At 49.5% G+C, this 23,699-nt stretch carries 19 protein-coding genes; 6 read left to right on the top strand and 13 right to left on the bottom strand.

The window, feature by feature from the left end; genetic code table 11:
- Nucleotides 1-331: 331 nt before the first annotated feature.
- The 3 genes from ACRRSY_RS02885 to ACRRSY_RS02875 all read left to right on the top strand — a co-directional run bounded on the left by ACRRSY_RS02885 (nucleotide 332) and on the right by ACRRSY_RS02875 (nucleotide 3,708).
- Nucleotides 332-739, top strand: a complete 408-nt coding sequence (locus ACRRSY_RS02885; RefSeq protein ID WP_432454672.1) for a cytidine deaminase — start codon at nucleotides 332-334, stop codon at nucleotides 737-739.
- A gap of 320 nt (nucleotides 740-1,059) precedes the next feature.
- Nucleotides 1,060-1,485, top strand: coding sequence for an NUDIX hydrolase (locus ACRRSY_RS02880; protein ID WP_432454673.1), 426 nt, complete (start codon nucleotides 1,060-1,062; stop codon nucleotides 1,483-1,485).
- A 417-nt stretch (nucleotides 1,486-1,902) separates the two neighbouring features.
- Nucleotides 1,903-3,708, top strand: coding sequence for an ABC transporter ATP-binding protein/permease (locus ACRRSY_RS02875; RefSeq protein WP_432464321.1), 1,806 nt, complete (start codon nucleotides 1,903-1,905; stop codon nucleotides 3,706-3,708).
- Nucleotides 3,709-3,934: 226 nt separating this feature from the next.
- On the opposite strand, the gene ACRRSY_RS02870 is transcribed toward ACRRSY_RS02875, so the two are convergent.
- Nucleotides 3,935-4,822 carry a LysR family transcriptional regulator gene (locus ACRRSY_RS02870; RefSeq protein ID WP_432454675.1) on the bottom strand — a complete coding sequence of 296 codons (888 nt, stop codon included), beginning with the start codon at nucleotides 4,820-4,822 and terminating at the stop codon, nucleotides 3,935-3,937.
- 158 nt (nucleotides 4,823-4,980) lie between these two features.
- On the opposite strand from ACRRSY_RS02870, the gene ACRRSY_RS02865 reads away from it, so the two are divergent.
- Nucleotides 4,981-5,241 carry a DUF1127 domain-containing protein gene (locus ACRRSY_RS02865; protein ID WP_432464320.1) on the top strand — a complete coding sequence of 87 codons (261 nt, stop codon included), beginning with the start codon at nucleotides 4,981-4,983 and terminating at the stop codon, nucleotides 5,239-5,241.
- 106 nt (nucleotides 5,242-5,347) lie between these two features.
- On the opposite strand, the gene ACRRSY_RS02860 is transcribed toward ACRRSY_RS02865, so the two are convergent.
- Nucleotides 5,348-6,241 (bottom strand): LysR substrate-binding domain-containing protein, encoded by an 894-nt coding sequence (locus ACRRSY_RS02860; protein ID WP_432464319.1) that lies wholly within the window; start codon nucleotides 6,239-6,241, stop codon nucleotides 5,348-5,350.
- Between the two features lie 589 nt (nucleotides 6,242-6,830).
- Here ACRRSY_RS02860 and ACRRSY_RS02855 point away from each other — a divergent pair.
- Nucleotides 6,831-7,304, top strand: a complete 474-nt coding sequence (locus ACRRSY_RS02855; protein ID WP_432464318.1) for a GNAT family N-acetyltransferase — start codon at nucleotides 6,831-6,833, stop codon at nucleotides 7,302-7,304.
- 404 nt (nucleotides 7,305-7,708) lie between these two features.
- On the opposite strand, the gene ACRRSY_RS02850 is transcribed toward ACRRSY_RS02855, so the two are convergent.
- The 7 genes from ACRRSY_RS02850 to ACRRSY_RS02820 all read right to left on the bottom strand — a co-directional run bounded on the left by ACRRSY_RS02850 (nucleotide 7,709) and on the right by ACRRSY_RS02820 (nucleotide 17,317).
- The gene (locus ACRRSY_RS02850; RefSeq protein ID WP_432464317.1) at nucleotides 7,709-9,976 is read right to left on the bottom strand and encodes a TonB-dependent receptor; all 2,268 of its coding nucleotides are present in this window, start codon (nucleotides 9,974-9,976) and stop codon (nucleotides 7,709-7,711) included.
- Nucleotides 9,977-10,089: 113 nt separating this feature from the next.
- Complete coding sequence (locus tag ACRRSY_RS02845; protein WP_432454679.1) at nucleotides 10,090-11,097, bottom strand: siderophore ABC transporter substrate-binding protein; 1,008 nt, start codon at nucleotides 11,095-11,097, stop codon at nucleotides 10,090-10,092.
- Nucleotides 11,094-11,870: an iron ABC transporter ATP-binding protein gene (locus tag ACRRSY_RS02840; protein WP_432464316.1), complete on the bottom strand. Its 777-nt coding sequence runs from the start codon at nucleotides 11,868-11,870 to the stop codon at nucleotides 11,094-11,096. The genes ACRRSY_RS02845 and ACRRSY_RS02840 overlap by 4 nt, the downstream gene beginning before the upstream one ends.
- Complete coding sequence (locus ACRRSY_RS02835; RefSeq protein ID WP_432454681.1) at nucleotides 11,867-12,817, bottom strand: iron chelate uptake ABC transporter family permease subunit; 951 nt, start codon at nucleotides 12,815-12,817, stop codon at nucleotides 11,867-11,869. The genes ACRRSY_RS02840 and ACRRSY_RS02835 overlap by 4 nt, the downstream gene beginning before the upstream one ends.
- On the bottom strand, nucleotides 12,814-13,755 hold the full coding sequence (locus tag ACRRSY_RS02830; protein ID WP_432464315.1) for an ABC transporter permease: 942 nt from the start codon (nucleotides 13,753-13,755) through the stop codon (nucleotides 12,814-12,816). Before ACRRSY_RS02830 ends, ACRRSY_RS02835 begins: the two co-directional genes overlap by 4 nt.
- Nucleotides 13,755-15,521 (bottom strand): ABC transporter ATP-binding protein, encoded by a 1,767-nt coding sequence (locus tag ACRRSY_RS02825; RefSeq protein ID WP_432464314.1) that lies wholly within the window; start codon nucleotides 15,519-15,521, stop codon nucleotides 13,755-13,757. The genes ACRRSY_RS02830 and ACRRSY_RS02825 overlap by 1 nt, the downstream gene beginning before the upstream one ends.
- The gene (locus tag ACRRSY_RS02820) at nucleotides 15,515-17,317 is read right to left on the bottom strand and encodes an ABC transporter ATP-binding protein (RefSeq protein WP_432464313.1); all 1,803 of its coding nucleotides are present in this window, start codon (nucleotides 17,315-17,317) and stop codon (nucleotides 15,515-15,517) included. Before ACRRSY_RS02820 ends, ACRRSY_RS02825 begins: the two co-directional genes overlap by 7 nt.
- A gap of 261 nt (nucleotides 17,318-17,578) precedes the next feature.
- On the opposite strand from ACRRSY_RS02820, the gene ACRRSY_RS02815 reads away from it, so the two are divergent.
- Complete coding sequence (locus ACRRSY_RS02815) at nucleotides 17,579-18,196, top strand: TetR/AcrR family transcriptional regulator (protein ID WP_432454685.1); 618 nt, start codon at nucleotides 17,579-17,581, stop codon at nucleotides 18,194-18,196.
- A 420-nt stretch (nucleotides 18,197-18,616) separates the two neighbouring features.
- Here the strand turns inward: ACRRSY_RS02815 and ACRRSY_RS02810 are convergent, their stop codons facing one another.
- The 4 genes from ACRRSY_RS02810 to ACRRSY_RS02795 are packed head-to-tail and all read right to left on the bottom strand — an operon-like array spanning nucleotide 18,617 to nucleotide 23,337.
- Nucleotides 18,617-19,999, bottom strand: coding sequence for an ABC transporter ATP-binding protein (locus tag ACRRSY_RS02810; RefSeq protein WP_432454686.1), 1,383 nt, complete (start codon nucleotides 19,997-19,999; stop codon nucleotides 18,617-18,619).
- Nucleotides 19,974-20,783 (bottom strand): ABC transporter permease, encoded by an 810-nt coding sequence (locus ACRRSY_RS02805; RefSeq protein WP_439033344.1) that lies wholly within the window; start codon nucleotides 20,781-20,783, stop codon nucleotides 19,974-19,976. The genes ACRRSY_RS02810 and ACRRSY_RS02805 overlap by 26 nt, the downstream gene beginning before the upstream one ends.
- Nucleotides 20,780-21,733, bottom strand: coding sequence for an ABC transporter permease (locus ACRRSY_RS02800; protein WP_432464311.1), 954 nt, complete (start codon nucleotides 21,731-21,733; stop codon nucleotides 20,780-20,782). The genes ACRRSY_RS02805 and ACRRSY_RS02800 overlap by 4 nt, the downstream gene beginning before the upstream one ends.
- A gap of 11 nt (nucleotides 21,734-21,744) precedes the next feature.
- The gene (locus ACRRSY_RS02795) at nucleotides 21,745-23,337 is read right to left on the bottom strand and encodes an ABC transporter substrate-binding protein (RefSeq protein ID WP_432464310.1); all 1,593 of its coding nucleotides are present in this window, start codon (nucleotides 23,335-23,337) and stop codon (nucleotides 21,745-21,747) included.
- Between the last annotated feature and the right edge of the window lie 362 nt (nucleotides 23,338-23,699).

The raw sequence follows: 23,699 nt of genomic DNA, 5'->3' as shown, positions 1-23,699 counted from the left end.
CTGTACGGCAGCACCATTTACACGAGTCGTTGATCACAGAAGCTCAAAGTCTGGTGCCAACTAGCCTTCAGCCTACGCCTCATATGATGTTTTGTTCATCAGCTCGCCCTCTCTTTAGATAAATCTTTAGGTAAAAAGGCGTCCGGCTTGCTTCAGACATACCCTCACCGTAATGCGCTTGCCATTCGCGAGCCCTTAGCGTTTAATCAAAAAATAGTTATTCATTGGTGAGCTTCTTATAGAAGACTTTCACCTCATTGGTTGATGCCCATACAGGGCCTACTTAAGTGACTCAAACGGACACGAAACAAGGCGTTAAGTGTAATTAATTATGAAACTAGATCAAAAACTCGTCGATGCCGCAATCACACAAGCCCTTGAACGTTTCCCAACGGGTTATGCGGGAGCGGCTGCTGTTTATACAGAAGACGGTAAGATATTAACCAGCGTTAGTTTTGATTGTCCAAATGAAATAGCAAATTTATGTCATGAGACTGGCGCCTATTGCGAGGCTAATCGTTTAAATTTGCGAGTTACAGCTTCTGTGTGTGTATCTCGTTCGACGCCAGAAGATGAATTTATAATACTTACTCCTTGCGGAACCTGCCAAGAGCGATTGGCTATGTGGGGTAAAACTGTAGAAATAGCGGTCCCTAATTTAGAAGATAATCGAAAATGGCAAGTCAAAACACTGGAGCAAGTCCAACCCTATTATTGGCGAAATATCCTTGATAATTGAAGCAATCAACAGCTAGCCAGTGGTATCTAAGCTTACCAGCAACCCTACATATGGCTCTGCACAAGGCATTTTCTGAAACGTTTAAAATACAAGCCTTAGTATTCCAGTGGTGGCTTCTGATTTTGCGCCACCATTGCTAAGTCCGGTCGGATATAGAACGAGTGAGCAGCATTGGGCTCTTTATCAAATAAAAGCGTCTTTTAAAGTTGCCATACGGCGAGCGACTTTTCCATCGCTCGTTCTGCGGCTTAACGCTACACTACCACAAAGCAATCAACGACAAAGCCACCGCATAGGGCGGCCATTAAACCAACGGACAAATGATGGTAGTTAAATTTCACGAATTAGATAACTCTGTAGACTTAAAATTTTCGGTAATTATTGCGAAAGATCAGCATGGTTTTGTTTATGTAAGGCATCAAAATAGGAATACTTGGGAAGCCCCCGGTGGACATATTGAAACCGGGGAAACCGCTTTTGAGGCGGCAAGCCGAGAGCTTATAGAAGAAACAGGGGCAAAAGATTTTTCTATTCTTGAAATCTGCAATTACTCCGTAAGCGTTGAAGACGCCACTACTTTTGGCGGGCTGTTTTTCGCAGAAATTCACAGTTATGGTGATTCACTAGATTTTGAAACTGCAGAAGTAAAGTCATTTAATCGTATGCCAGCTAACTTGACCTACCCAAAGATCCAACCATTTCTATTAGAAAAAGTTTTATGCCAACTAAAAGTTAAAACAGGATAGCGTATCCACCTAATCGACTAGCTAGTGGTATCTAAGCTTACCAATACCCTACATGTGGCTCTGCACAGGGCGTGTTCGGAAAAATAACCAGACAGCCATTCCAATGCTTAGTCAATACAAAGGCGACGATGGACATTTAAACTAGGGGTGTTATTTATTGCTTCGGCAGTGGCTAGGCATGCCTTAGCCAAACCGCTTGCAGTTAGCCGTTGGCTATTCGTTGATCCCCAGAACTACGATAACTTAAGCGTGTATTGGGGCTCTTCAAGTAATGAATCCTTCAACTCTGCGGAGCTAAGGCTTGCTATTGGGGGCAATGGCCCCATTGCTATATGATAAAGCCATAAAATTAAACCTTTGCTGCCTAAGCCGCAGTGTAATCTTCATTCTGTATCTGGGTCATATAAAGGCGTAGCAATGCAAACCCAAACCACCAATGCAAGCACTCAAACAGCACAGACGAACACCGCAGCAAAAGACAAAAACCTGCGTATTTTGTTTGAGTTAGTCCGATTCATTCGCCCCTACAAAGGCCGAGTAACCGCGGCACTGCTGGCGCTAATGTTTACCGCATCGCTCACCCTGTCGGTAGGATATGGGGTGCGAATTTTGATTGATGAAGGTTTTGCCCAACAATCGCTGCAAGAGCTGGGGAGCGCGATTAAATTTATTCTTGCGCTCACGGTATTTATTTCCATAGGCACATTTTTTCGGTTTTATTTGGTGTCTTCGGTGGGTGAGCGCGTGAGTGCCGATATACGGCTGGCGGTGTTTAATCATGTGATTACTTTGCACCCCAGTTATTTTGAAACCAACGGCAGTGGCGACATGATGTCTCGCATCACGACCGATACCAGCTTGCTACAAAGCATTATTGGTTCTTCATTTTCAATGGCGATGCGCAGCGCATTAATGTGTGTGGGCGCGATCATCATGCTGTTTGCCACCAACATAAAACTTACCCTTATCGTATTAGCCTCGGTGCCCTTTATTCTGGTGCCTATATTGATTTATGGACGCCGAGTTAGAGCCTTGTCACGCCAAAGCCAGGATTCTATGGCCGATGTAGGAAGCTACGCAGGCGAAGCAATAGAGCACATTAAAACCGTACAAAGTTACAGCAACGAAGCCCAAGAAAAAGCCTTGTTCGCCAACCAAGTAGAAAAGGCTTTTGAGATAGGTCGCCAGCGTGTAAAACAACGCGCCATTTTAATCTCTGGCGTGATTCTGATTGTCTTTAGTGCCATAGCAGGAATGCTTTGGGTTGGCGGCAGCGATGTAATAAACGGCGTCATGTCTGCCGGTGATTTAGCCGCGTTTGTATTCTACGCCATTATGGTGGCATCTTCCTTGGCAACTATTTCTGAGGTGTTAGGCGAGTTGCAACGCGCCGCGGGGGCAACAGAAAGGCTAATAGAAATACTCCAAGTCGACAGTCATATTGTAGCGCCGAGCCAAAATATTATCTCAACGGCGGGGCTAGCGGCCGAAGTCGCATTTCACAAGGTGTCTTTCCACTATCCTTCGCGGCCCGATCAAGCGGCCACTGTGCAACTCAGTTTAACTGCCGAACAAGGTAAAGTGGTGGCGCTAGTTGGCCCCTCTGGTGCAGGTAAAACCACCCTGTTTGAACTACTGCAACGTTTTTACGACCCTCAATCCGGTAAGGTCACGCTTGGGGGCATCGATATTCGCCAGCTAGATCCAACAGCGCTGCGCCAACAAATGGCATTGGTGCCACAGCAGCCTGCGTTATTTAGTAGCGATGTTTTTCATAATATTCGTTACGGCAACCCGCAAGCTAGCGACCAGCAAGTGATTGAAGCCGCCAAAAAGGCGCATGCTCATGAGTTTATCATGAACTTACCCCAAGGTTATAAAAGCCACCTTGGAGAGCGGGGAGTAAGGCTTTCTGGTGGCCAACGCCAGCGTATCGCTATCGCCAGAGCCATACTAAAAGACCCCAGTATATTGCTACTCGATGAAGCCACCAGCGCATTAGACAGCGAGAGTGAGCACCATGTGCAACAAGCCTTACAAGAATTGATGCGCAACCGAACCACCTTAATTATTGCACACCGCCTTGCAACCATTCAGCATGCCGAGCAAATTGCGGTATTAGATCAAGGCCGTTTAGTCAACACCGGCGATCACTTGTCGTTAATGAAAAGCTGCGACTTATACCAACGCTTAGTCGCGCTGCAATTTAAGCATAATCAATAACAGCTTATAGGGCTTAAACTGGAAGCCAAGCGTAACCGCGAAGGTATCCAAGCAGCCATCCCAATAGTTACTTAATACAAAAGGGGCCGATGAACATTTCGATTACGTGTCTAGGTAATTGTGTTTACTGAAGTGAGCTGATGAGCATGAATAAGATTTAAGATGCCTTTATGAAGAAAATACTTCGTAAATTCAATGGCCTCATCAGAGCCGTCGCGCTTATCTGCTAAACCATCTGAGTTTTCAAGGCATCAACGATATAACTTGCTAAGACATTGCCCGCAGAACCTAAGTCCTTACGGTGTTCAAATCGTAACTGATACTCACCAAGCTTAGGCAAACCATGGCTCCCATCAACTTGAACAAAGGGCGCTCTCAGATGGCTTTGTGGCATAACCGCGATGGCGAGATCGGCTTCCATAGCGGCATACATGCCAGCACTAAAGTCACAAGTATAAGCGATACGGTAATCAATGCTTTGCTTATCCAGAGCTTCGAGCGCCATTGCGCGCCAACAACAACCATGACTGGCAACAGCGATAGGCAAAGGGTGTTTCCCAGCAGCCAGCCCTCCACTACGGTTAGCCCAAATTAACGATTCAGTGGAAACAATCTCTCCACGAGTTGGATCCTGACCAATATTTCCAGCAGTAAACAAAGCCATATCGAGCTCTTCTCTATCTAAGCGCTGCAACAACTCGGTGCTGCTACCTGCGATGACATTTACCGCGACAGCTGGGTGAGAACGCGCGAACTGAGCTAATACCATTGGCAATATGCCAACCGCCATATCTGTTAGTGAACCAAAACAGACCGTTCCCTCAATAGGTGGGGCAATAAACTGGCTTACTGCCTGTTCATTCAATTTGAGTAAACGACGGCTATAGCTGAGTAATAACTCTCCTTCCGGAGTTAAACGAACCAGCCTCGCCTCGCGAATAAATAAGCTTTTACCCAGTGTTTCTTCAAGACGTTTAATCTGCATGCTAACAGCAGCAGGAGAACGGAAAACCTGCTTAGCCGCACGGGTAAAGCTGCCACTTTCTGCTATTGCTACAAAAGATCTTAATAAATCGAACTCTAATAATGGCGGCGTGTTTGCAAGCAAAGCCATGTGACAACCCTTAAGTTTTTCTGAACGATGAGTTTAGTATTTTTAGTTTGATTAAACAATGAATAAAAATCATCATCTAATCAAGGAACGCGACTCAATCGTTTGTTGTTAACCATAAATACTGTGGGAAATTAATTGTGAGAAGAAGGGACATTGCTATGCCTAAAGATGACCGTGTGATGACCAAGCAATCAGCCATTGTAACGAGACCTAGACAAGAAAAAGCTCTAGCAAAACGACATCTACTGCGATGTATTCAGACATTGAGGGATTGCTATGCAGCCTATCGGCGCAGACAGACATTATTAGCTCTGCTTAGCTGTGATGATCATATCCTGGAAGATATCGGTCACACCCGTCAGCGTTTAATGTTTATGGCAAATTTGCCATTAGGTACAAAGGTTCATCAAAAGCGATGAACTTTAAACGTTCAAATGGACAACTTATAGGGAGAGTTACTGGCCAGATTATTCAGATAGCCAGACAGCTCTATATGGCTTACAGCAACCACTTTCAACAACGCCACTAATGGTCATTTAGTTCTTTGTGTAGCCACAATTTAAACGCATGGATTCGTCGCACACGTGAGGAAGAAGGATCGCTAATCACGGAATAGCAAATACCTGGATTCAATCCAATATCAAATGGCTTAACTAATAAACCTCGTTCAACAAAATCTGCGGAAATGCTTTCCGTCGCTAAACATGCACCATGGCCGCCGACAACGGCGTTGATAGCCATATCAAAAGTACTCACTTCCATCCATTGAAGTGCTTCTCTTTTAGCACTCACCTTTGCACGATGAAACCATTGATCCCAGCTGAAAGAGGCAGAATGAAAATCAATCAGCCAGCAATCGAGCAGTTGTGCTGGACGCTCAAACTGCATTGATTTAGCAAGTTGTGGAGAACAATAAGGAAAAATCGCTTCTTCAAATAGTGTTTCTTGCTCTAAATCAAGGTGCGCAACACTCTCATTTCCCTGCCAAATTAATACATCGGTTTCGGTGTGGCGAATATCGATCGCTTTGACCGTTTGCACTCGAATTGGAACATGTGGGTACTCCATCGTAAATTTCCACAATCGAGGCATCAACCAACGTGTCGAAAATGAACGAGGAGCGCTCACATTGAGTACACCTTCCAAGGGTTCGTTTTGAATTCGATTCAGTCCGGTGATTAAATTTTTAAAACCATCGGTGACATACTTTTGAAGTATTTGTCCCTTGTCGGTTAGCTGCATTTCACGCCCACGACGAATAAACAATTTACACCCTAAGCGCTCTTCCAACTGTCGTAATTTTTGGCTGATTGCGGCTTGAGTGACAAACAATTCGTCGGCAGCTTTACTGTAACTTTTTAGTCGAGATGCCGCTTCAAAGTAGCGAAGAGCGGAAAGATAACGCAGTCGATTGTCCATAAGCTGTACTTATAGTTCCTGTCATAAATTGTTGTTCGTAATAGCCCTTTATTAGCTTGATAATAGTCATATCTAATACGGAATCAAGGTTAAATTGATGCTGGAACGTAGGCAAACCAAGAGAATAAATCTGATTAATCAATTGAAACTTAAGTGTTTTATTATAAGAACAAATAAAAATAGAACTCTGGTTAGCCAGTTAAACGCTTATATTAAAAAAGATATAGGGCTATATACTGAAGCGGAACAAACAACACATTTTTCTAGCTTTTTATAATTTGAACTAATGGGTGGTTAAGCAGAAGTATTACTGGGGCTTGGCAAGCCAAACGCTTGATGTGGGCTTTGCGTCCCCACAAGGGATTTTAGCACTTAGGCGAGCCTCTACAGATGATATTGTTTGGCGTAGGTGGACTCATTTCTGTGACTCAATTGAAAATGCTGGTAGCTTGCTTGGCTCATGTGAATAAGCGACGGCTTTAAGCATTAACGAAATTGCCCAGATCATAGCTATACAAATTGTTACTTTCGCTATCTAATAAGCTTCGCTATCCAATAAAAATTATACCAATGGAGTAAAAACCAAAAGATGGAAATAATCATTGACGATCTATCCGGTGGTGAGGTCATTCAGTTATTGGAAGAGCATCTTGCAGATATGTATGCCACCTCTCCCCCCGAAAGTGTCCATGCGCTTGATGTCGACGGCCTCAAGGCGCCTGAAGTAACATTTTTCAGCGCTTGGTTAGGCAACGAGTTACAAGGGTGTTTGGCCATCAAACAACTTACATCTGAACATATAGAACTAAAATCGATGAGAACTGCTCATTCTGCCAGGAAGTCTGGTGTTGCCAGCAAACTCCTCACTCATGTGCTAAATGTTGCCACTGAAAATGGTTATCGGAAGGTAAGCTTAGAAACGGGTTCACAGGCGTTTTTCAAACCGGCTCGAAGCCTATACGAGAAGTTTGGATTTAGTTATTGTGGGCCTTTCTCCGACTACACAGAAGATCCCAACAGTCGCTTTATGACAAAAGAGCTCGCAGACCAACAGCTATCATAATCAGCTGGGCCTTAAAGTACTTTTTCAATCGTTATATAAACCGGTTAGAGCAGCGGGTCTAACACGTTGCTATTCGTTGATGAGGCAGAACCAGCGTGTGGGGCTCACCTTTCCCGCAACTCAAGTTACGCCCGTTAAGCCCCACCGTAGAAATCACCAAATAAACAAACAACACCTTAGATCCCGCTTAACCAAGCAAGCACAGCGGCCGAACTATCGCCGACGAACTATCCCCGACGAACTATCGCCGACGAATAGGCGATAAACTAGCCACCCAGTGCCGGTCGTTCACCTTGGCACCATGAAAGGCAGTGGCCGCTGGCGTTTTCCTGCAATGGCAAACAAAAGCTGCCGATGCTTCGCTTCACGGCCATGCCAGTTTGGTGACGATATTAATGGTTTAGCTAGAAATCCAGCGTTGTTGATAGCTGGAAGGTTCGCGGTGCGCCCATCGCCAAGCTGGTGAAGTTAGGCTTTGCCCAATACGCCTTGTTGGTCAAATTGGTAACCGCAGCTCGCATGGTTAGTCGACGACCCGATAGCTCGGTGACATAACGTGCGCCGAGGTCGTACACGGTACGGCCAGAAACCGATAGCGAATTGTCTGCACTAAGATACTGCTTGGAAGCCGCGTTTAGATTGGCGGTCAATGTTAGACCTTGCATGCTTGGTATATCCCACTCCGTTCCCAGCTTCGCCTGCCATTTAGGCACGCCCGTTGCCTGTTTGCCCTCATTGGCTTGGTCAGCAGCCTTCATCACCTTTGGATCCGAGTAGGCAATCCCCCCCATCAAGCGTACGCTATCCAGCGGTGAACCGAAGAAACCCCATTCCACTCCGCGGTTACGCTGCTCCCCTCCGAAAGAAAAAACGTTAGAGACGGGGTCGGTATAGCTGCTCGGACGCTCAATTTCGTACAAACTAAGCGTGTGGGCAAATTCACCGAAGTCGAATTTAAATCCAAACTCTTTCTGCTTGGTTTTGAAGGGCGCGAACACTTCACCCGCATTTGCCGCTGTATTGGGTGCCATCGCACCTTGGCTAAGCCCCTCAATATAATTCGCATAAACAGACATTTTCTCGGTGGCTTTAACAAGAACAGCCACTGCCGGCGTGATGGCGCTTTCGTCATAAGCAAGCCCTATCCGCTGTCCGGTTGCACCGTTATAGCTGTCATTGCTCACCTGTTGACGGCGTAAGCCAAGCGTTAGTTGTAGCCGCTCATCAAAAACCGACAATGTGTCCGCTAAGCCAAAGCTGGTCAAGCGAGTATCGGTTTTGGTAAGCGCAGGGATATTGCTAGGACGTTCGACTTCTGGGCCCCATACCGGGTTGTAGATGTTTGTCACCCAAGCATTCGGCAAAAGGTTTCTAAAACCGTTCAACTGATAATCTTCATCGTAATAGGTACTGTTAAGCGCAAACTGATGGCCCACCGGACCCGTTCGAAGCTGACCTTTCAGTCCAATTTCTGCCGACTTTCTCTCCACTTTGTCGGACACGCCACTGAAGTTAATCCGAAAGTCTCCCGCTTCATTAAATACTTGAGCAGCGCCCATATTTGAGTCAAATTCGGTCTTGCTAATCCCCCCAGCCACATAAGCTGTGAGTTGGTCACTTAGATCGTATTCGCTGTGCAGCATGGCACCTTTATCGGTACTTTCATAGAAAGCCCAGGGCGGGTTCCACGAAACATCGGGGCTTGGTGGTGTGGGTACCGCCAAACCGGGGGCTAGAGTGATCCCCCGAGTCAAACCATTCGAGCGCTCCATACTACGATAAAGATCGACCGACAGCCGCGCCCGATCGCCGCGCCAATCCAGCCCGAGTGAAGCTAGCGAGACTTTTTTGTCTTGCGTATTCACCGCAGTATCGCCATCACGATACACACCATTGAAACGGATCCCAAATTGCTTTTTCTGGCCGAAGCGACGACCTAGATCGACATGCCCACCGAACTGCGAGTCAGACATGTAATTAAGCGTAAAGCGCGTTAATGCCTCGTTACCGGCACGCTTGGTGACCAAGTTAACTGCGCCCCCCGCAGATCCCTTCGGCGGCATCCCGTTAAGCAAAGCAGAAGGTCCTTTGAGTACTTCGACACGTTCGAACATTTCCGGCGAATTGCGATAATAGGCCGCCATGCCAGCCAAGCCGTTAATCGTCACATCACCAACGCTGGATGGCAAACCGCGGATCGAATAGCCTTCGTTACTTTCACCTGGGATGCCACTCATAAACACCGTGGGATCGGTTTTAGCGATCACCTCACTAATATCCCTGGCTTGCTGATCTGCGATAAACTGCTCTGTATAGCTAATCGTATTAAACGGTGTATCCATAAAATCTTTGTCGCCGAGCAAACCCATACGACCGCTAGTAGACACTTGTCCTCCGGCGTAGGGGGCTGCCCCAACCACCTTCAGCGGGGATAAAACGGTCACATCTTCAGCAGCACGAGACGAGGTCTGTTGCTTATTGGCATTGGTTTCCTTATCGCTGGTTTGCGCCAGTGCTGGTGATGCCACCACAGTCAAGGCACTGAGCGTGAGCCCGAGTAGCAATTTTTTTTGGTTCAAGACAGCGGGAGAATGAGCGGCAAATATAGAATTTGCAGACGCTGTCTGCCGCACAAGGCCTTGCTTACGATGCTTATATCGACGTTTTGTCATGTCTGACTCCTTTCAAGTTTAAATTGAATTAGCTCACCGCTAGGTGATAAAAATATGCTTTCAAATGAGATTGTTACGCTTTGGGTACGCTCCGCGAGACCCGCTAAAATGACTCAGTTTTGGTAGCCAGCAACGACATCATCGATAATCAGCGCTAAAGAGCTAGGGCTGGCTGCCGTGACATACCAAGCCTCGCTATCGGCAAAAACGACGCGCCCATTTTTCCAAGCATTGGTTTGCCGCAGTAAGGGATTACCGAGCGTCTCGGCGTTCAAAGCTGATCGGTGCTCCATCACGGCGGTGCGATCCACGATGTAGATCACGTCTGGATTGGCCTGCCGGATGAACTCACTGGAAATTGGTTGACCATGTAAGCCGGTTGCGCCCTTCGGGCTGGCCGACTTTACATTCAGCGCATTAAATACAAAGCCGTAGCGGGACTGCACCCCAAAGGAACTAAAAGCGCCGTTGTTGTGTAGCACGATCAAGGCCTTTTCGGGACGACCTTGGATGATGCGCCTAGCCTCTTCAACCTTGGCTTCTAACTCAAGGGCTTTCTGCTTGGCCAGTGCTTGTTTGCCAAAGATTCGCCCCAAGCTCAGAAGGTGTTCCTTAACAACCTCGATATGCCTAACTCGGCTATCCCGATAGTCCACGTCGAAGTGGATGGTCGGGGCGATCTCGCTCAGTTCTTTATAATGCTTGGCCTGTAGTGAAGTGATCAGGATCAGATCGGGCTTGGCCGCATGTACCCGCTCCAGATTGGGCTGAACAATCGCGCCTGTATCCACCACTTGCGAAGCGCTCTTATACTTCGCAAGAAAATGTGGAACAAAATCCTTGGGCATACCTGCAACCGGAATCCCCAATTGATCGAGAAAATCAACTTCATTCATATCTAGAGCAACCACCCGCTGCGGTAACTTGTTGATCACGGTGCTGCCCAGTTGGTGCTGGATCGTAATCGCTTGATAGGCGGGTAACGAAGACTGACTAGTCGCTGCTAACTGTGCACTTTTGGCTACCGATTCTTCGGCTTGCGGCTGGCAGCCCTGTATGGCGAACGTGACGCTCATCAGCAAAGCCAAGGCCCAATGCCTTTGTCGGTGGTTGAAACTCATTTCAGTTCTCCTAATGGGTTAAAGTAGTTGCATAGGCATCCGCGCTCGCTTTGCGCGATCTCAAAATCTAGCTCGTATAGCTCACCCAACCGCGCCTCGGTCACAACCTCCGACACCGAGCCGGAGCAATGCACCGCACCGCCCTTCATCGCCACAATGTGGTCGGAGTAATTGGCTGCGAAATTGATATCGTGTACCACCAAAATGACTGTGCGCCCCTGCTCGTCACATAAACGACGCAGCGCACGCATAATTTTCACGGCATGCTTAATGTCGAGATTATTCAAGGGCTCATCCAGCAGCAGACACGGTGTCTGCTGAGCGATCGTCATGGCTAAAAAAGCCATCTGACGCTGCCCGCCACTGAGTTCGTCGAGATAAGCTTCACGGAGCGGCTCCAACGTCAAGAAGGCGATGGCCTCGTCGATCGTCCGATAATCGTCAGCGTTCAGCGCGCCTCGGCTATAAGGAAAGCGGCCAAAGCCGACCAGTTCCTCAACCGTTAGCCGCAAGTTAAAATCCGGTGACTGGCGCAAGGTAGCGACACGCTTGGCGTAGTCACCAATAGGCAGCTCCGATGCTCGACAACCTTCAATCAAAATATCGCCATGGCTTGGCTTTAGCAGCCGGGCAATCGTCATCAACAAGGTCGTTTTACCCGCGCCGTTGGGGCCGATCAGCGACGTGAGCTGCTGCGCTGGGAAGCGCAGATTTACATCGGAAAGTACGGTTCTGTCACCATAAGCTTTGGAAAGGTGATTAACGGTAATCATGTCGTTCCTCGTTTGCGCATCATCAGCGCCAGAAACCAGACGCCGCATACCAGGTTGACCAAGATGCCGACGGTAGTTCGGTAATTAAAGATGTGTTCAACTGCAAGCTGGGCCAGGATAAATATGCCAACCGCAATCGCGCAGCCAGTCGCTAAGGTAACCCGATGCTTGAAACTACCAGCCAGTGCATAGCTGGTATTGGCAACGAAGATGCCCATGAAGGCGGTAGGCCCAAGCAGACTCGTCGAAACCGCCACCAGTACGGCGATCAAAGCAAGGTAGAGCCGCACCGAGCGCTGGTAATCTACGCCAAGAGATACCGCTTGCTCGCGCCCTAGGGAAAGCACATCCAGCGTTGGCAAGGTCTTAGATGCAACGATCCACACCGCGCCAACCAGCATCAACGCAACCAGTAACTGCTCAGGCTCTGCCTTGCCAAAAGACGCCTGACTAAAGCCGAGCAGTACCGAGAACTCACCAGGGCTGACCTGGAATTGAACAAATAAGGTGAAGGTGCTGATCACCATCGTGAGTACCAGCCCCAACAACAACAGCAAATACACATCATGCTGACCCTCTCGGAATAGCCAGCGATGGATGACCCAGGAGTAGCCGAGCATCAAGCCGATAGATAATAAAAAGTTGCCGTTTGCACCCAGTACCACCAGACTCTGCGTCCCCATGACGAGGATCAGCAGCGATTGAAATAGCAGATAGACCGCCTCGTAGCCCATGGTCGCTGGCGTCAAGATCCGGTTGCCGGTGATGGTTTGGAACACGATCGATGACCAGGCAACACAGGCGCCACCAATCAGCATCGCCACCAATCGGGAGCAGCGCTTAGGAATCACATAATCAAAATCGAGTCCCGAGCGGAAAAACAAGAAGCAGATAGCCAATCCGATGACTATCATCCACACAGCATAGCCAGAAGTGATGCGTTTCATCGCAGCCTCCTGAAGATCAACACCAGAAATAACACGCCACCCACACCGCCTGCGGTTAAGCCAATAGGCACCTCGAATGGGTAGATCAGCACCCGACCGAGAATGTCACAGGCCAGCAACAATGATGCACCGCTCAGCGCAACCACAGGCAAGCTGTGACTGAGGTTGTCGCCATAGTGCAGTGCGACCAAATTGGGAATAACCAGACCAACGAAGGGAATTGCCCCCACGGTAATCACTGTGGCTGACACGGTGACTGCCACCAGCATCAAGCCCAGACTCACCGTGACCGAGTAGTTCAGTCCTAGGCTTGTCGCCATGCCTTCCCCCATCCCCAGCACCGTGAAGCGTTGCGCGTACAGGTAGCTTAATGCCACGATCGGGAGGATCAGGTAGATGATTTCGTAGTTACCTTGAACAATCTTAGAAAAATCACCCAGCAACCAGCCCTGCATACTTTGCAGTATGTTGTTGCGATAAGCATAGAATTCGGCGATAGCACTGAGCACACCGCTGTACATCAAGCCCATCACAGGGACCAGGATCGAGTTTTTGAATTTAATGCGGCGGATAATCGCCACAAAGATCAAGCTTGCTGCGAAGCAAAAGGCCAGCGCGAACAACATCCGCCCTACTGTCCCAGTGTTCGGTGCCACGGTTAATGCCACTAAAATGCCGAGCTTGGCTGCATCCAGCCCACCCGAGGTTGCTGGTTCGACAAACTTGTTGCGCACGATGTGCTGCAGGATCACGCCACAGACCGACAGCCCGACGCCGGTTAGCACCAACGCCGCCAAGCGTGGCAGCCGACTCGCGGTCAAGGTCAGCCAAGTATCACTGGATAGCGAAAACACCTGAGACCATGCCATTTGCTGGGCACCGAGCAGCAACGATGTACCACAAAGTAGGCAGAACACGCCAAATAGGCTGGCACGCATCAGTAATCCACGCCATCTGATGCGGCAGCAATACGCCAACCTTTTGCTGCTTTGCGCTGACCGAGGAACTGCGTGTATTGTCCTTGCTGCTGGCGCAGCTGCAGCGGTGTTCCTTGCTCGACAATCAGGCCCTTTTCCAGTACCACTATTTGATCAGCCATTGCCACCGTAGACAGCTGATGGGCGATCACCAGCAGCGTGCATCGGCCGCGCAGCTGTGCCAAAGCCTCGGCAATCACTGCCTGATTTTCCGCGTCTAGCGCAGCAGTCGCTTCATCGACCAGCAAAATTGGCGCATCTTTGAGTAGCGCACGGGCGATGGCGATGCGTTGTCGCTCGCCACCGGACAAACGCGCCCCGCCCTCACCAACAGGGGTATCCAGCCCTTGTGGTAAACGCTCAATGATCTCGACGACACCTGCCAAGCGCGCCGCCTCGAGTAGCTCTGCATCACTGGCATCGGGTTTGCCAATGCGGATATTCTCAGCAATGCTGCCTATAAATAAGTAGTTGTCCTGAAAGATTTGGCTGATTTGCGCTGTCAGTTGTGTGCTGGACATCTGTTTAACATCCACACCACCAACCAGTACACTGCCTTGAGTCGTGTCGAAGAAACGCGCCACGAGCCGAGCCAGGGTCGTTTTTCCGGAGCCGGATTCACCGATCAACGCGGTCATACTGCCCGCTTCGAGACGAATGCTCACCCCGCGTAATACATCAGGCTCGCCTGGCGCATAACAGAAATGTACTGCTCGCAGTTCCACCGAGGCATCGCGCGGTGTCTGCGATATGTGAGGCTGCGGTAAGGCTTCAACCGCAAACAACTCACCAATCGTATCCAGCTGGCCACGCGCGCTTCGCAACACCTCGCTATAACTGGCCACTTCCAGCAGCGAGTCGATAAAGCGGCTGACCAGCAACAGGGCGACGATGACCGCAGCGATACTGCTGGTTGCCATGCCTCCCTCAAGGTGTCTATTCAACCACCACGATGCTGCGAGCAGTAAGCCGGCAAACACCGCCTGCACGGCCCAAGTATTAAGGACCGTTGACCCGGCCGACAGCCAGATCAATCGCGCTGCCGATTGGCGTTGCTTCTCTAGCGCTTGCTCCAGCAAGCGCATGCCACCACCTTCACCGTTAAAGGCACGTAACACAGACTGAGCTTGAGCAAATTCCACCACCCGCTGGCTCGCATCGGCAAAATGTCGATGAAAGGCATCATCGGCGCGGCGCGAGAGCTTCGCGGTGAGGGCAAGCACTCCCGTCAGTAGTGGCAAGGCCAACAACGCAATCAAGCCCAATGGCCAGTGCAGCATAAACAAAGCGACCACCAGCACCATCGGCGTAACCACGCCAGCAATGACTGGGGTGAACACATGTGCCGGAAGCTGAGCCACGGCCATCATCCCTTGCGTAACAACGTGACTAAGTCGAGCCGTATTCTGTGGCGAGAACCAGCCGACTGGCAATTCTGCCACATGGTTACCGAGGCGATGGCGTGCCCCCCGCAAGATGGCCACCCCCACTCGAACACCAGCTTGCTCCACGTAGCGCCGCAAGACCCAGCAAATAACTAAGCAGCTCAGTAGCACGATTAACCATGGCACCATCTGCGGCACATCGCCGCCCAACAGATGGAGCAGCACCGGCACCAATGCGGTCATGGTCAACCCGCAGAGCACGCCATAAATAACCGCCATCCAAATGTAGCGCCGCAATACCAGAGCATCCTCGCCCAACAACTCAATCAATGTCTTTAACATGGCTGCGCCTCCGATACTGCTGACCCTTGGTAATCGCCTTTAGCCCATAACCGCGCATAGCATCCATCCTGCGCGAGTAGCTGCTGATGGGTGCCTTGTTCGGTAATCGCGCCGTCTTCGAGTACCAAAATCCGATCGGCGTGCATCACGGTGTCGAGCCGGTGTGCGATGACCAGTAAGCTACGGCCCTGCGCGAAGCGTGACAGCGCACTTTGGATCGCCACTTCGTTACTGGCATCAGCCGCCGCCGTTGCTTCGTCGAGCACCAACAGCGGTGGATCGAGTAGCACGGCGCGGGCAATGCTGAGCCGTTGGCACTCCCCCCCGGAAAGCTGAGCATCCTCACCCACGACCGAGTCGTAGCCACGCGGCAAAGCGAGAATACGCTTATGGATGTTGGCGGCCCGCGCCGCGTGTTCAACTTCCTGTTGACTGGCCGCTGGCCGCCCCAGCGCAATGTTATCGCGCACGCTGGCATGGATCAGGTTCACCTCCTGTAACACAAAGCCAATGCGGCGATAGAGTTGCGAAGTCTCGATGTGCCGTAAGTCCACACCGCCAAGGGTGATTCGTCCCTCGCTCGGGTCAAAAAAGCGGAGCAGTAAACGCGCCAGAGTCGATTTACCCGCGCCCGAGGGGCCAACAATCGCCGTGACAGTGCCCGGCTCCAGCGTAAAACTGAGATTCGTCAGAGCCTGAGAGTTCTCCCCATAGCAATAGCTGACTTTCTCGAAGCAAACTTGATGACCGGTCGGGAGCTGCTGCTGGTCCGGTTCCAGCGTTTCCAGCACCGGCGTTTCTAGCAATGCCAGCACCCGCTGCGCAGCCCCCGTGGCGCTGCCAAGATCGTGCAGCAAGGTGTGTAATAGCAACAGCGGCGCGCAGATCCCCGGTGCCACTAAGGCAAACGGCAGCACCTCTACCGGTTCAAGCCAGCCAAGGCTCACAAACACCGCACCAAAGGCCAGCACAATGCCCAACACCGTTACTGGGGCGATCATCGCATGAGCATGAGCCATCGCTGCGACCAGCGGACGGGTGAAACGAACGAAGGCATCGGCGAAGGCATCCACGGCCTCTCGATAACCTGCGTGCGCCTTACCAGCTGCGCCGAATGCTTTCACCACAGGAATACCATTCACAAACTCGACCGTCGCGGCATTGATCCGTGCCAGTCGAGCGACGAACTGCTGCATGTTGGCACCACCGGTTTTCATGGCGAAATGCAAGAATAAGAAGAAGCCCGGAAACGGCAACAGTGCGGCGATGGCCATCCGCCAATCCAGTGCCAACAGATAGATAAGCGAAATTAAAATGGCGCCTACGGCACGCCCGACAGCAGTGAAAAAGTGTGCGCTCAAGCTATGTAGCGTAGCGATGTCGTCTTGCATCGCCTGCTTAACCTCGCCCGACGCTCGGCCTGTAAACCAGCCCAGCGGCACCCGTGTCAAGCGATCGACGGTGGCAAGACGCAAGTGATAGGTAATGCGATTGTCGGCTAGATGGGCGCTGAGCTCAGCAGCAAACAGCAGCGCCATACCGACAAACATGCAGAGCACGCTAATGCTAAGCGTCCACCAAATGTCGTCCTGCGCTTGTCCAGCTGCCGCGATACTCTCATCGCCAAGGACGATCTTAGCGATATTCGCGATACCAGCCAGCGGCACCAACGTCAGCATGCTGCCCACGCCAGCGAGTATCGCGGCCACGGCCAATTGCCCACGAATGGGGCTCAATACTTGGCTGATTGGACTCGCTTCTTTGGTCTTGACTACAGCTACCTTATTCGTGCTCAAGAAATAAAACTCCAATAAATAAAAACAAAACAAGCCCGTGATTCGAGCTAAAAAGACGCGCCATCAACAGGCGTTTTGTTCTAGCCAGCAAGCGGTTTTGTAACAAAAAACCTGATCTTGATCGGCACACCAACTACATACGAATGATAATTAGTTTCATTACTATAAACTAATTATCGAATTAGTTGCAACCACTAAACTAAATAGCTAAAAAATAGGTTAGAATGAGATCGTAGCTACCGCTACGACCGAGGAGCAGAGATGAAATCACCACAACAGCGTGCCACGCGGGGACGCCCACCAACCATCACACGCCAACGAATTGCCGAGGTCGGCATTGAAATAGGCCTGCCAAACATCACTTTTGTCGGTGTTGCGGCCGCCCTAGGGGTGAGTCATATGGCGCTGTACAAGCACCTTCCGAGTTTAGAAGCGCTCAAATCGCTGGTCGCCGAGGAGATATTCAGTCGCTGGCAAATCCCACAACCCGACAACAAACAGCCCGAAGAACTGAAGGACTATCTGATCGCGTTTGCCGCATCAATCCGAAAGTTCATCAAGGCATATCCTGGGCTGGCACCCTATGTGTTCCGTCGGTTGGCGGCTACTCAACCCATGATCACAAAGATCGATGAGCACCAAAACCACATCGCAGGCAGCTATGATCTTTCAAAGGAACAAGCTCGCTGGCTACTCGCCACGGTGGCATTTCACTGCATCGCGGTGTCGGACACGGTATATTCGGTCGCCGATCGAGAACCTATCGAGAATGCAGACCGCGATGCAGAAGAAAGCGAAATGGAGCAAGAACTGATTCGGGGGATGCATGCACTCATCGTCGGTGCTCTGGTGATGCTGGAGAACGGGACCGCAGTTTAAACATGCGCGACCACGGCGCTGGTCCTAAAGGCCATGACATGCCAGGCTCTGGTCGCCCCTAAAGACTGCAATAGCAAGATTCACATGTTTTGCAGCATTAAAATCGGCAATGCTTAGTTAGTGTATTGTCGTGTCACTGGCGGTTTCACGATGAGCTTGAAAGGATGACAAAAATTGGCGCGGCATGTACTTAAGTTGGGGCACCGAGAGTGCCCCAATTGACAATGAGTGACAAATAGAGCTTACCGACTTGAATTCAAAACTATCGCCCGATGCAAGTCAGCACTCACACATGAATGACTCTTCGATGCTCCTTGCTGGTGAACTAAAAGTCCTGATTCAGCAGAGCCGATGTGAAGTCGAGATGATTGAAGCGCCCGCCTAAATCACCTCGACTCTGAGCACAGATCTTCCAGTCGTTTACAAACGCAGCACCGTATCGCAGCGCTTTTCAATCAGATAGGGGTCATGACTAACGAATAACAGCGCACAACCTTGCTCTTTCGCTAAATCAACCAATAGTTCAATCACCTCCTTGGCGATGATCGGATCAAGACGAGACGTCGGCTCATCCGCAAACAAGAATACCGGCTCGAGCAGCATTGCGCGCAAAATGGCAAAACGCTGCAGCTCTCCCCCGGAAACTTCCGTGCTGCGGCGCTCTAAAAGCTCTGGCGCTAAGTTTAATTTACTCATTAAAATCGCAACTCGCTGGCGCTCAATTTGATGAAGTTTAACCAAGTCTTCCAACAACACCCCAAGCGTGACACTGCAAGTCAATGCAGCGGGAGGATCTTGAAACAGCTTCAACCACTGATAAGGTTTAGCCTCTTCACTCAAGCGCTTGACCGAACCTTCAATCGGCTTTAGCAAGCCCAGCAAAGTATCACCTAAGGTGCTCTTGCCACAGCCACTATCACCCACCACGCCCACCACCTCTCCAGAGTGAATGGTAAAGTTGATCCCATTTGACAGCGCAAGGCCATTGCGACCGATCGCTAAACGCTTCGCTTCAAGTACTGGCTTCTTCTCAATCATCGGGTAGTCACGCGCTTTCCAATGACGAGGATCTGCCGCAATCAGTAATTGGGTGTATGCATGCTGTGGATGATTTAAGATTTGTTGCGCACTTCCCTGCTCGACCACCACCCCTTCCTTCATCACAATAATGTCCCCGCCAATCTGACGAGCAACTTCAATATCATGAGTGATGGTAAGCAAACCGCCACCTTGGGCACTGTTCATCAGGACTTGAATAATGTCATCTCGACGACTAACATCAAGCCCCTTGGTCGGCTCATCGGCCAAAACAAGTTTTGCGCCCCCCGCCGTTGCAGAGGTCACAGCTAAGCGCTGTGCCATACCACCAGAGAGTTGTCCTGGCCTTTTTAAAGCACTGCTTTTTAGGCCAACTCGCTCTAAATCTTTTAGCGCGCGATAAAATGCAGCCTCTTCATCTAAATCATGTAAGCACTGGTACACCTCTGACACTTGCTGGTAAGCTGGCATTAAAGGATCGAGGGCACGCCACGGTTCTTGAGGCAGCATAATCACCTCCCTCCCCCATAAGCTTATCAGCGACTTGCGGTCGTGAGTTTGGCCGAAGACCTCAACCTGACCTTGCTGTGACAATTCACTGGGGAGTAAACCAACAATGGCTTGAGCTAATAAACTTTTACCTGAGCCAGTTTGACCCAGAATCGTCACCGGTTTGTCTTGATATAGCTTAAATGACAAGGGCTGCAGCAGCTCTAGCTGTTTTGTTTTAATCGAAAGATCAGTCAGCTGAATTAAGAGGTTCACGACTCGCTCCTGCCAATAAATGAAAACCTAGCACCAATAGAGCGACCACCAGCAGCGGTTGAGCCAATATCCACGGCGCTTCAATATAGAATGGGAATAACTCAACACTCATCAACCCCAGTTCTGCTAGTGGGGGCTGAATCCCAACAGCCACAAAACCAAGTGATGCCATCATTAAGATCGCGTTAGCTCCCCCAAAGGCCGCCATCGTCGAGACCGAAGGTGCAACTGCAGGCCAGATATGGCGCTTAAACTGATACCACTTACCAAAGCCCATCATGACCGATACTTGTCTTTGTGGGCTATCCATTAAGGTTCGAGTAATGGCCCGTGTCACGCGATAGTACTCAAGCCATTGAACCAATGAGATGGCAAGGTACATCACCAAAAACGAACCCGGAGCTATCGCGGACAGCAATAACACAAGTACCAAGCCAGGTAGAGCCAGCAAGATATTCACTAAAATATCCAGGCCTTGTTCAATACGTCCCCCCGCCCAAGCGGCGCAAACCCCCAGTGTTACCCCCAAAATTGAAGCGCTAAAGACACACAGCAGCCCCAGCGTGAATGACAGACCAATCGCACTGGCTAAACGCGTCATCATGTCTCTGCCAAAATGATCGGTGCCCAACCAATGCTCAGCATTAGGATAGAGTAAACGACTGGAGAGGTTTTGTTCATCAATACTATAGGGAGATAAGCCCCCCACCAGTATCGAGAAAATAAACAAGCCCAGTAATATCATTAAGCCAATCTTTTGATTGATATTAAATTGCTTCATCATTTTTCTTTTAAGCCTCTGGGATCAATCCAATAACACAGCACATCAATCAGGCTGTTTAGTACAACAAACAGAACTCCCATTGTCAGCGCACAACCTTGGATAAGCGGTATATCTCGAGCAAAGATTGCATGCGCAAGTCCATGCCCAATTCCGGGCCAAGAGAACAGAGATTCGATCATCACAATCCCTTCGATCACACTCACTAACTGAATGCCGATAAAGGCAACAATTGGCAGCGCCATATTTCTCACCCCATGGCGGAAAAAGGTTTGCCCTTCGCTTAAACCCTTTACCCGAGAGAACTGATAAAAAGCCGAACCAAGCACCTGACCAACACTGCGGTGAACCACTCGATTTGATACGGCGGCCAAGCTGATCGCCAAGGTAAGACTTGGCAGAACAAGGTGTCGCCAAGTACCAAAACCAGCAACCGGTAATAAGGGCCATTCAATCGCCAACAACAGAAGCAGGATCAGGCCCAATACAAATACTGGCATCGCACGAGTGAAAGTAGAGAACCACACCACCAATAAATTCAATACACCGCGCTTTTTCGCGAATACTTCCTTGGCGGTTAAAGTGCCTAAAGGCAGCGCAATCGCCACTGATAATGCAATGCCAAAACCAGCAAGCAGTAATGAGTGCCCCAATTGATGCAGTACCGTTTCACTCACAGGCAAGCCACTCACCAGTGAATTGCCTAAGTTGAACTGCATAAGGTCTGATAACCAACTGAGGTACTGACCAAACCAAGCTTGATCCAGATTCAATTCTTGGCGAACAAGTTCTGCCGCCGCTGAATCAACATTATCTTGCCCGTAACGGCTGGCCGCAATTCGATAGACCATGTCTCCCGGTAAACTGCGCATTAAAATAAAGGTCAGTGTACCGACCCCCCAAGCAACCAAGATCAATTGATATAAGCGCTTCTTAGCTAGATCCCACAACATGACTTGCTTCCCTATTGCTCGAAGTACATCTGATTAATAAAATAATTGCGCTCAAAAGGGTCAAACTTAAAGTGCTTCACTCGTGTATTAACCGATGTATATTGGCTGTAGCTTGAAATGGGTAACACCGGTGCATCTTGATAGATTGCTTGCGCAACCTTCTGACTCAGCTCAAATGATTGCTCAGCGTCATTTGATTCAAGCAGCTTAGCAATCGCGCGGTCTACACCTGGGTTACTCCAATTCATGGTTCCCCAATCTCCCCCTCCATTGGCAAAGTCACTACTGATAATCGGCAGCGGATCGGCACTAAAACCGAAGTTACGTGCGATAAGCGCCATTGCTAAGGAACCATCCGTATGGCCTGCGGGGATCATGCTGGAGTTGGTCACATCGACCTTAAGCGCGACCCCCAATTTGGCCCATTGCGCCTGGATCACGGTGGCAACCAAGGCTAACTCTGGGCGATCTGCGTAAGTCATCATGGTTAGTTTAAATGGCTGACCAGCACGCTCTAATAAGCCTGACTCATTCCGTTGCCAGCCCAATTTTGCCAATATCGCCTGTGCTTGCTCTAAATGGTATGGATTGTTATCAATACCTTGAATAAACCACTGTGACATAGAGCTGGGCATCAGCTGCGCAGTCTCTGAACCTTCTGCATGCAGTACATTTTTAGCAATTGCGGCTCGATCCAACGCCATGCTCAGCGCTTGGCGAGCCTTCGGATCCCGCAGGAATGGATGGCCCGCATTGAGCTTTACAAACATGGTTCGTGGGATCAGGTTATGATGAACCTTAACTTCACCACTGCCTTCAAGTTGAGTAAGCATCGAAGGGTCTAAAGTGAACACAATATCGGCTTCTCCCGATTTTGCTTGCAAAATTCGGCTCTCGGCACGATGACCCGTTAAGTAGCTTACAAAACTGATCTGTGCCTTCTGCCCCCAATACCCAGCAAATTTTTTCACCATCAGTTTATGAGGTGGTGAAAAGCTCTCCATTTGATAGGGACCTGAGCCATAAAGCGCATCAATCGTCCCATCAGGCTTGTAAGATTTTTCAGATAAAATGGCATTGGAGTAGTTGGTGAGCAAAGCAGCAAAGGCGGCATAAGGCTTGGCTAAGTCAATTTTGACTTCGTTACTTTTCACTGCGCTAATATGCGTCACTTGAGCTTTATTCAAACTGCCGTGCTTCTGCTGTGCATAACGAAGAGAGCGCACCACGGCTTGCGCGTCGAGTTCGCTTCCGTCGTGAAATTTCACGCCTTTACGCAGAACAAACTGCCAGCTCAAACCATCATCACTTCTTTGCCAGTGTGTTGCCAAACCAGCTGTAAGAGTGCCTTGAGCGTCTACATTGAGCAGCGTTTCAATCACTTGCAGACGCGTTAAAATGTAGCCTTGTTTAGAAGGATCTAAGCTAGAGATCTCCCAAGGGCCACTAATCGACAAGGTATTAGTTTTATTGGCTACAATTAACTCTGCTGATTTTTCAGAGCTGGTAAATGTAGTGATGGCAATGATTGCTGCGACAATAAGCATGGCAGACAAAAGGCCAAGTTTACGTTTCTTGTGTCGTACATAAGATATTTCGGTCATAACAAATCCTAACGTGTTTAATTTAACGCTATATAAATGAATATTTTTTAAGTGTTCTCGAGTGAGAAAAAGTTAGGCCGATGGTGGTGGGGAACGAGTTCGTGGAAGCTCTTTATAACAAACCACTGCCTCCAAGGTATTAAACCGAAGGAAACATTGGCCACGATCTAAACAAGGCTCTGAATCGATAGTGCAGCTTAAGGCATTCTGTATCGCATCATAAATTTCACACTGATGATTTTCATGAACATCATGGTCCACCTCCATTGCATGGACAAGTGAAAGACTACTCAGCCCAATAGGGAGTATGAGCATCACGAGTAATAGCAATTTATTGAGTTGGAACTTGCTGAAATTAAACA

This window comes from Agarivorans sp. QJM3NY_33 (assembly GCF_050870865.2).
Lineage (GTDB): Bacteria > Pseudomonadota > Gammaproteobacteria > Enterobacterales > Celerinatantimonadaceae > Agarivorans.
Note: the sequence above shows the minus strand (reverse complement) of the source record. Positions and strands in the feature narration are given on the sequence as shown.

Excerpts from the sequence above, each read along its gene's own strand:
- ACRRSY_RS02885 (WP_432454672.1), top strand. The coding sequence starts at position 332 with ATGAAACTAGATCAAAAACTCGTCGATGCCGCAATCACACAAGCCCTT.
- ACRRSY_RS02870 (WP_432454675.1), bottom strand. The coding sequence starts at position 4,822 with ATGGCTTTGCTTGCAAACACGCCGCCATTATTAGAGTTCGATTTATTA.
- ACRRSY_RS02815 (WP_432454685.1), top strand. The coding sequence starts at position 17,579 with ATGAAATCACCACAACAGCGTGCCACGCGGGGACGCCCACCAACCATC.
- ACRRSY_RS02835 (WP_432454681.1), bottom strand. The coding sequence starts at position 12,817 with ATGAAACGCATCACTTCTGGCTATGCTGTGTGGATGATAGTCATCGGA.
- ACRRSY_RS02840 (WP_432464316.1), bottom strand. The coding sequence starts at position 11,870 with ATGATTACCGTTAATCACCTTTCCAAAGCTTATGGTGACAGAACCGTA.
- ACRRSY_RS02805 (WP_439033344.1), bottom strand. The coding sequence starts at position 20,783 with ATGATGAAGCAATTTAATATCAATCAAAAGATTGGCTTAATGATATTA.
- ACRRSY_RS02880 (WP_432454673.1), top strand. The coding sequence starts at position 1,060 with ATGATGGTAGTTAAATTTCACGAATTAGATAACTCTGTAGACTTAAAA.
- ACRRSY_RS02825 (WP_432464314.1), bottom strand. The coding sequence starts at position 15,521 with ATGTTAAAGACATTGATTGAGTTGTTGGGCGAGGATGCTCTGGTATTG.
- ACRRSY_RS02855 (WP_432464318.1), top strand. The coding sequence starts at position 6,831 with ATGGAAATAATCATTGACGATCTATCCGGTGGTGAGGTCATTCAGTTA.
- ACRRSY_RS02850 (WP_432464317.1), bottom strand. The coding sequence starts at position 9,976 with ATGACAAAACGTCGATATAAGCATCGTAAGCAAGGCCTTGTGCGGCAG.
- ACRRSY_RS02860 (WP_432464319.1), bottom strand. The coding sequence starts at position 6,241 with ATGGACAATCGACTGCGTTATCTTTCCGCTCTTCGCTACTTTGAAGCG.
- ACRRSY_RS02845 (WP_432454679.1), bottom strand. The coding sequence starts at position 11,097 with ATGAGTTTCAACCACCGACAAAGGCATTGGGCCTTGGCTTTGCTGATG.
- ACRRSY_RS02875 (WP_432464321.1), top strand. The coding sequence starts at position 1,903 with ATGCAAACCCAAACCACCAATGCAAGCACTCAAACAGCACAGACGAAC.
- ACRRSY_RS02800 (WP_432464311.1), bottom strand. The coding sequence starts at position 21,733 with ATGTTGTGGGATCTAGCTAAGAAGCGCTTATATCAATTGATCTTGGTT.
- ACRRSY_RS02830 (WP_432464315.1), bottom strand. The coding sequence starts at position 13,755 with ATGCGTGCCAGCCTATTTGGCGTGTTCTGCCTACTTTGTGGTACATCG.
- ACRRSY_RS02795 (WP_432464310.1), bottom strand. The coding sequence starts at position 23,337 with ATGACCGAAATATCTTATGTACGACACAAGAAACGTAAACTTGGCCTT.
- ACRRSY_RS02865 (WP_432464320.1), top strand. The coding sequence starts at position 4,981 with ATGCCTAAAGATGACCGTGTGATGACCAAGCAATCAGCCATTGTAACG.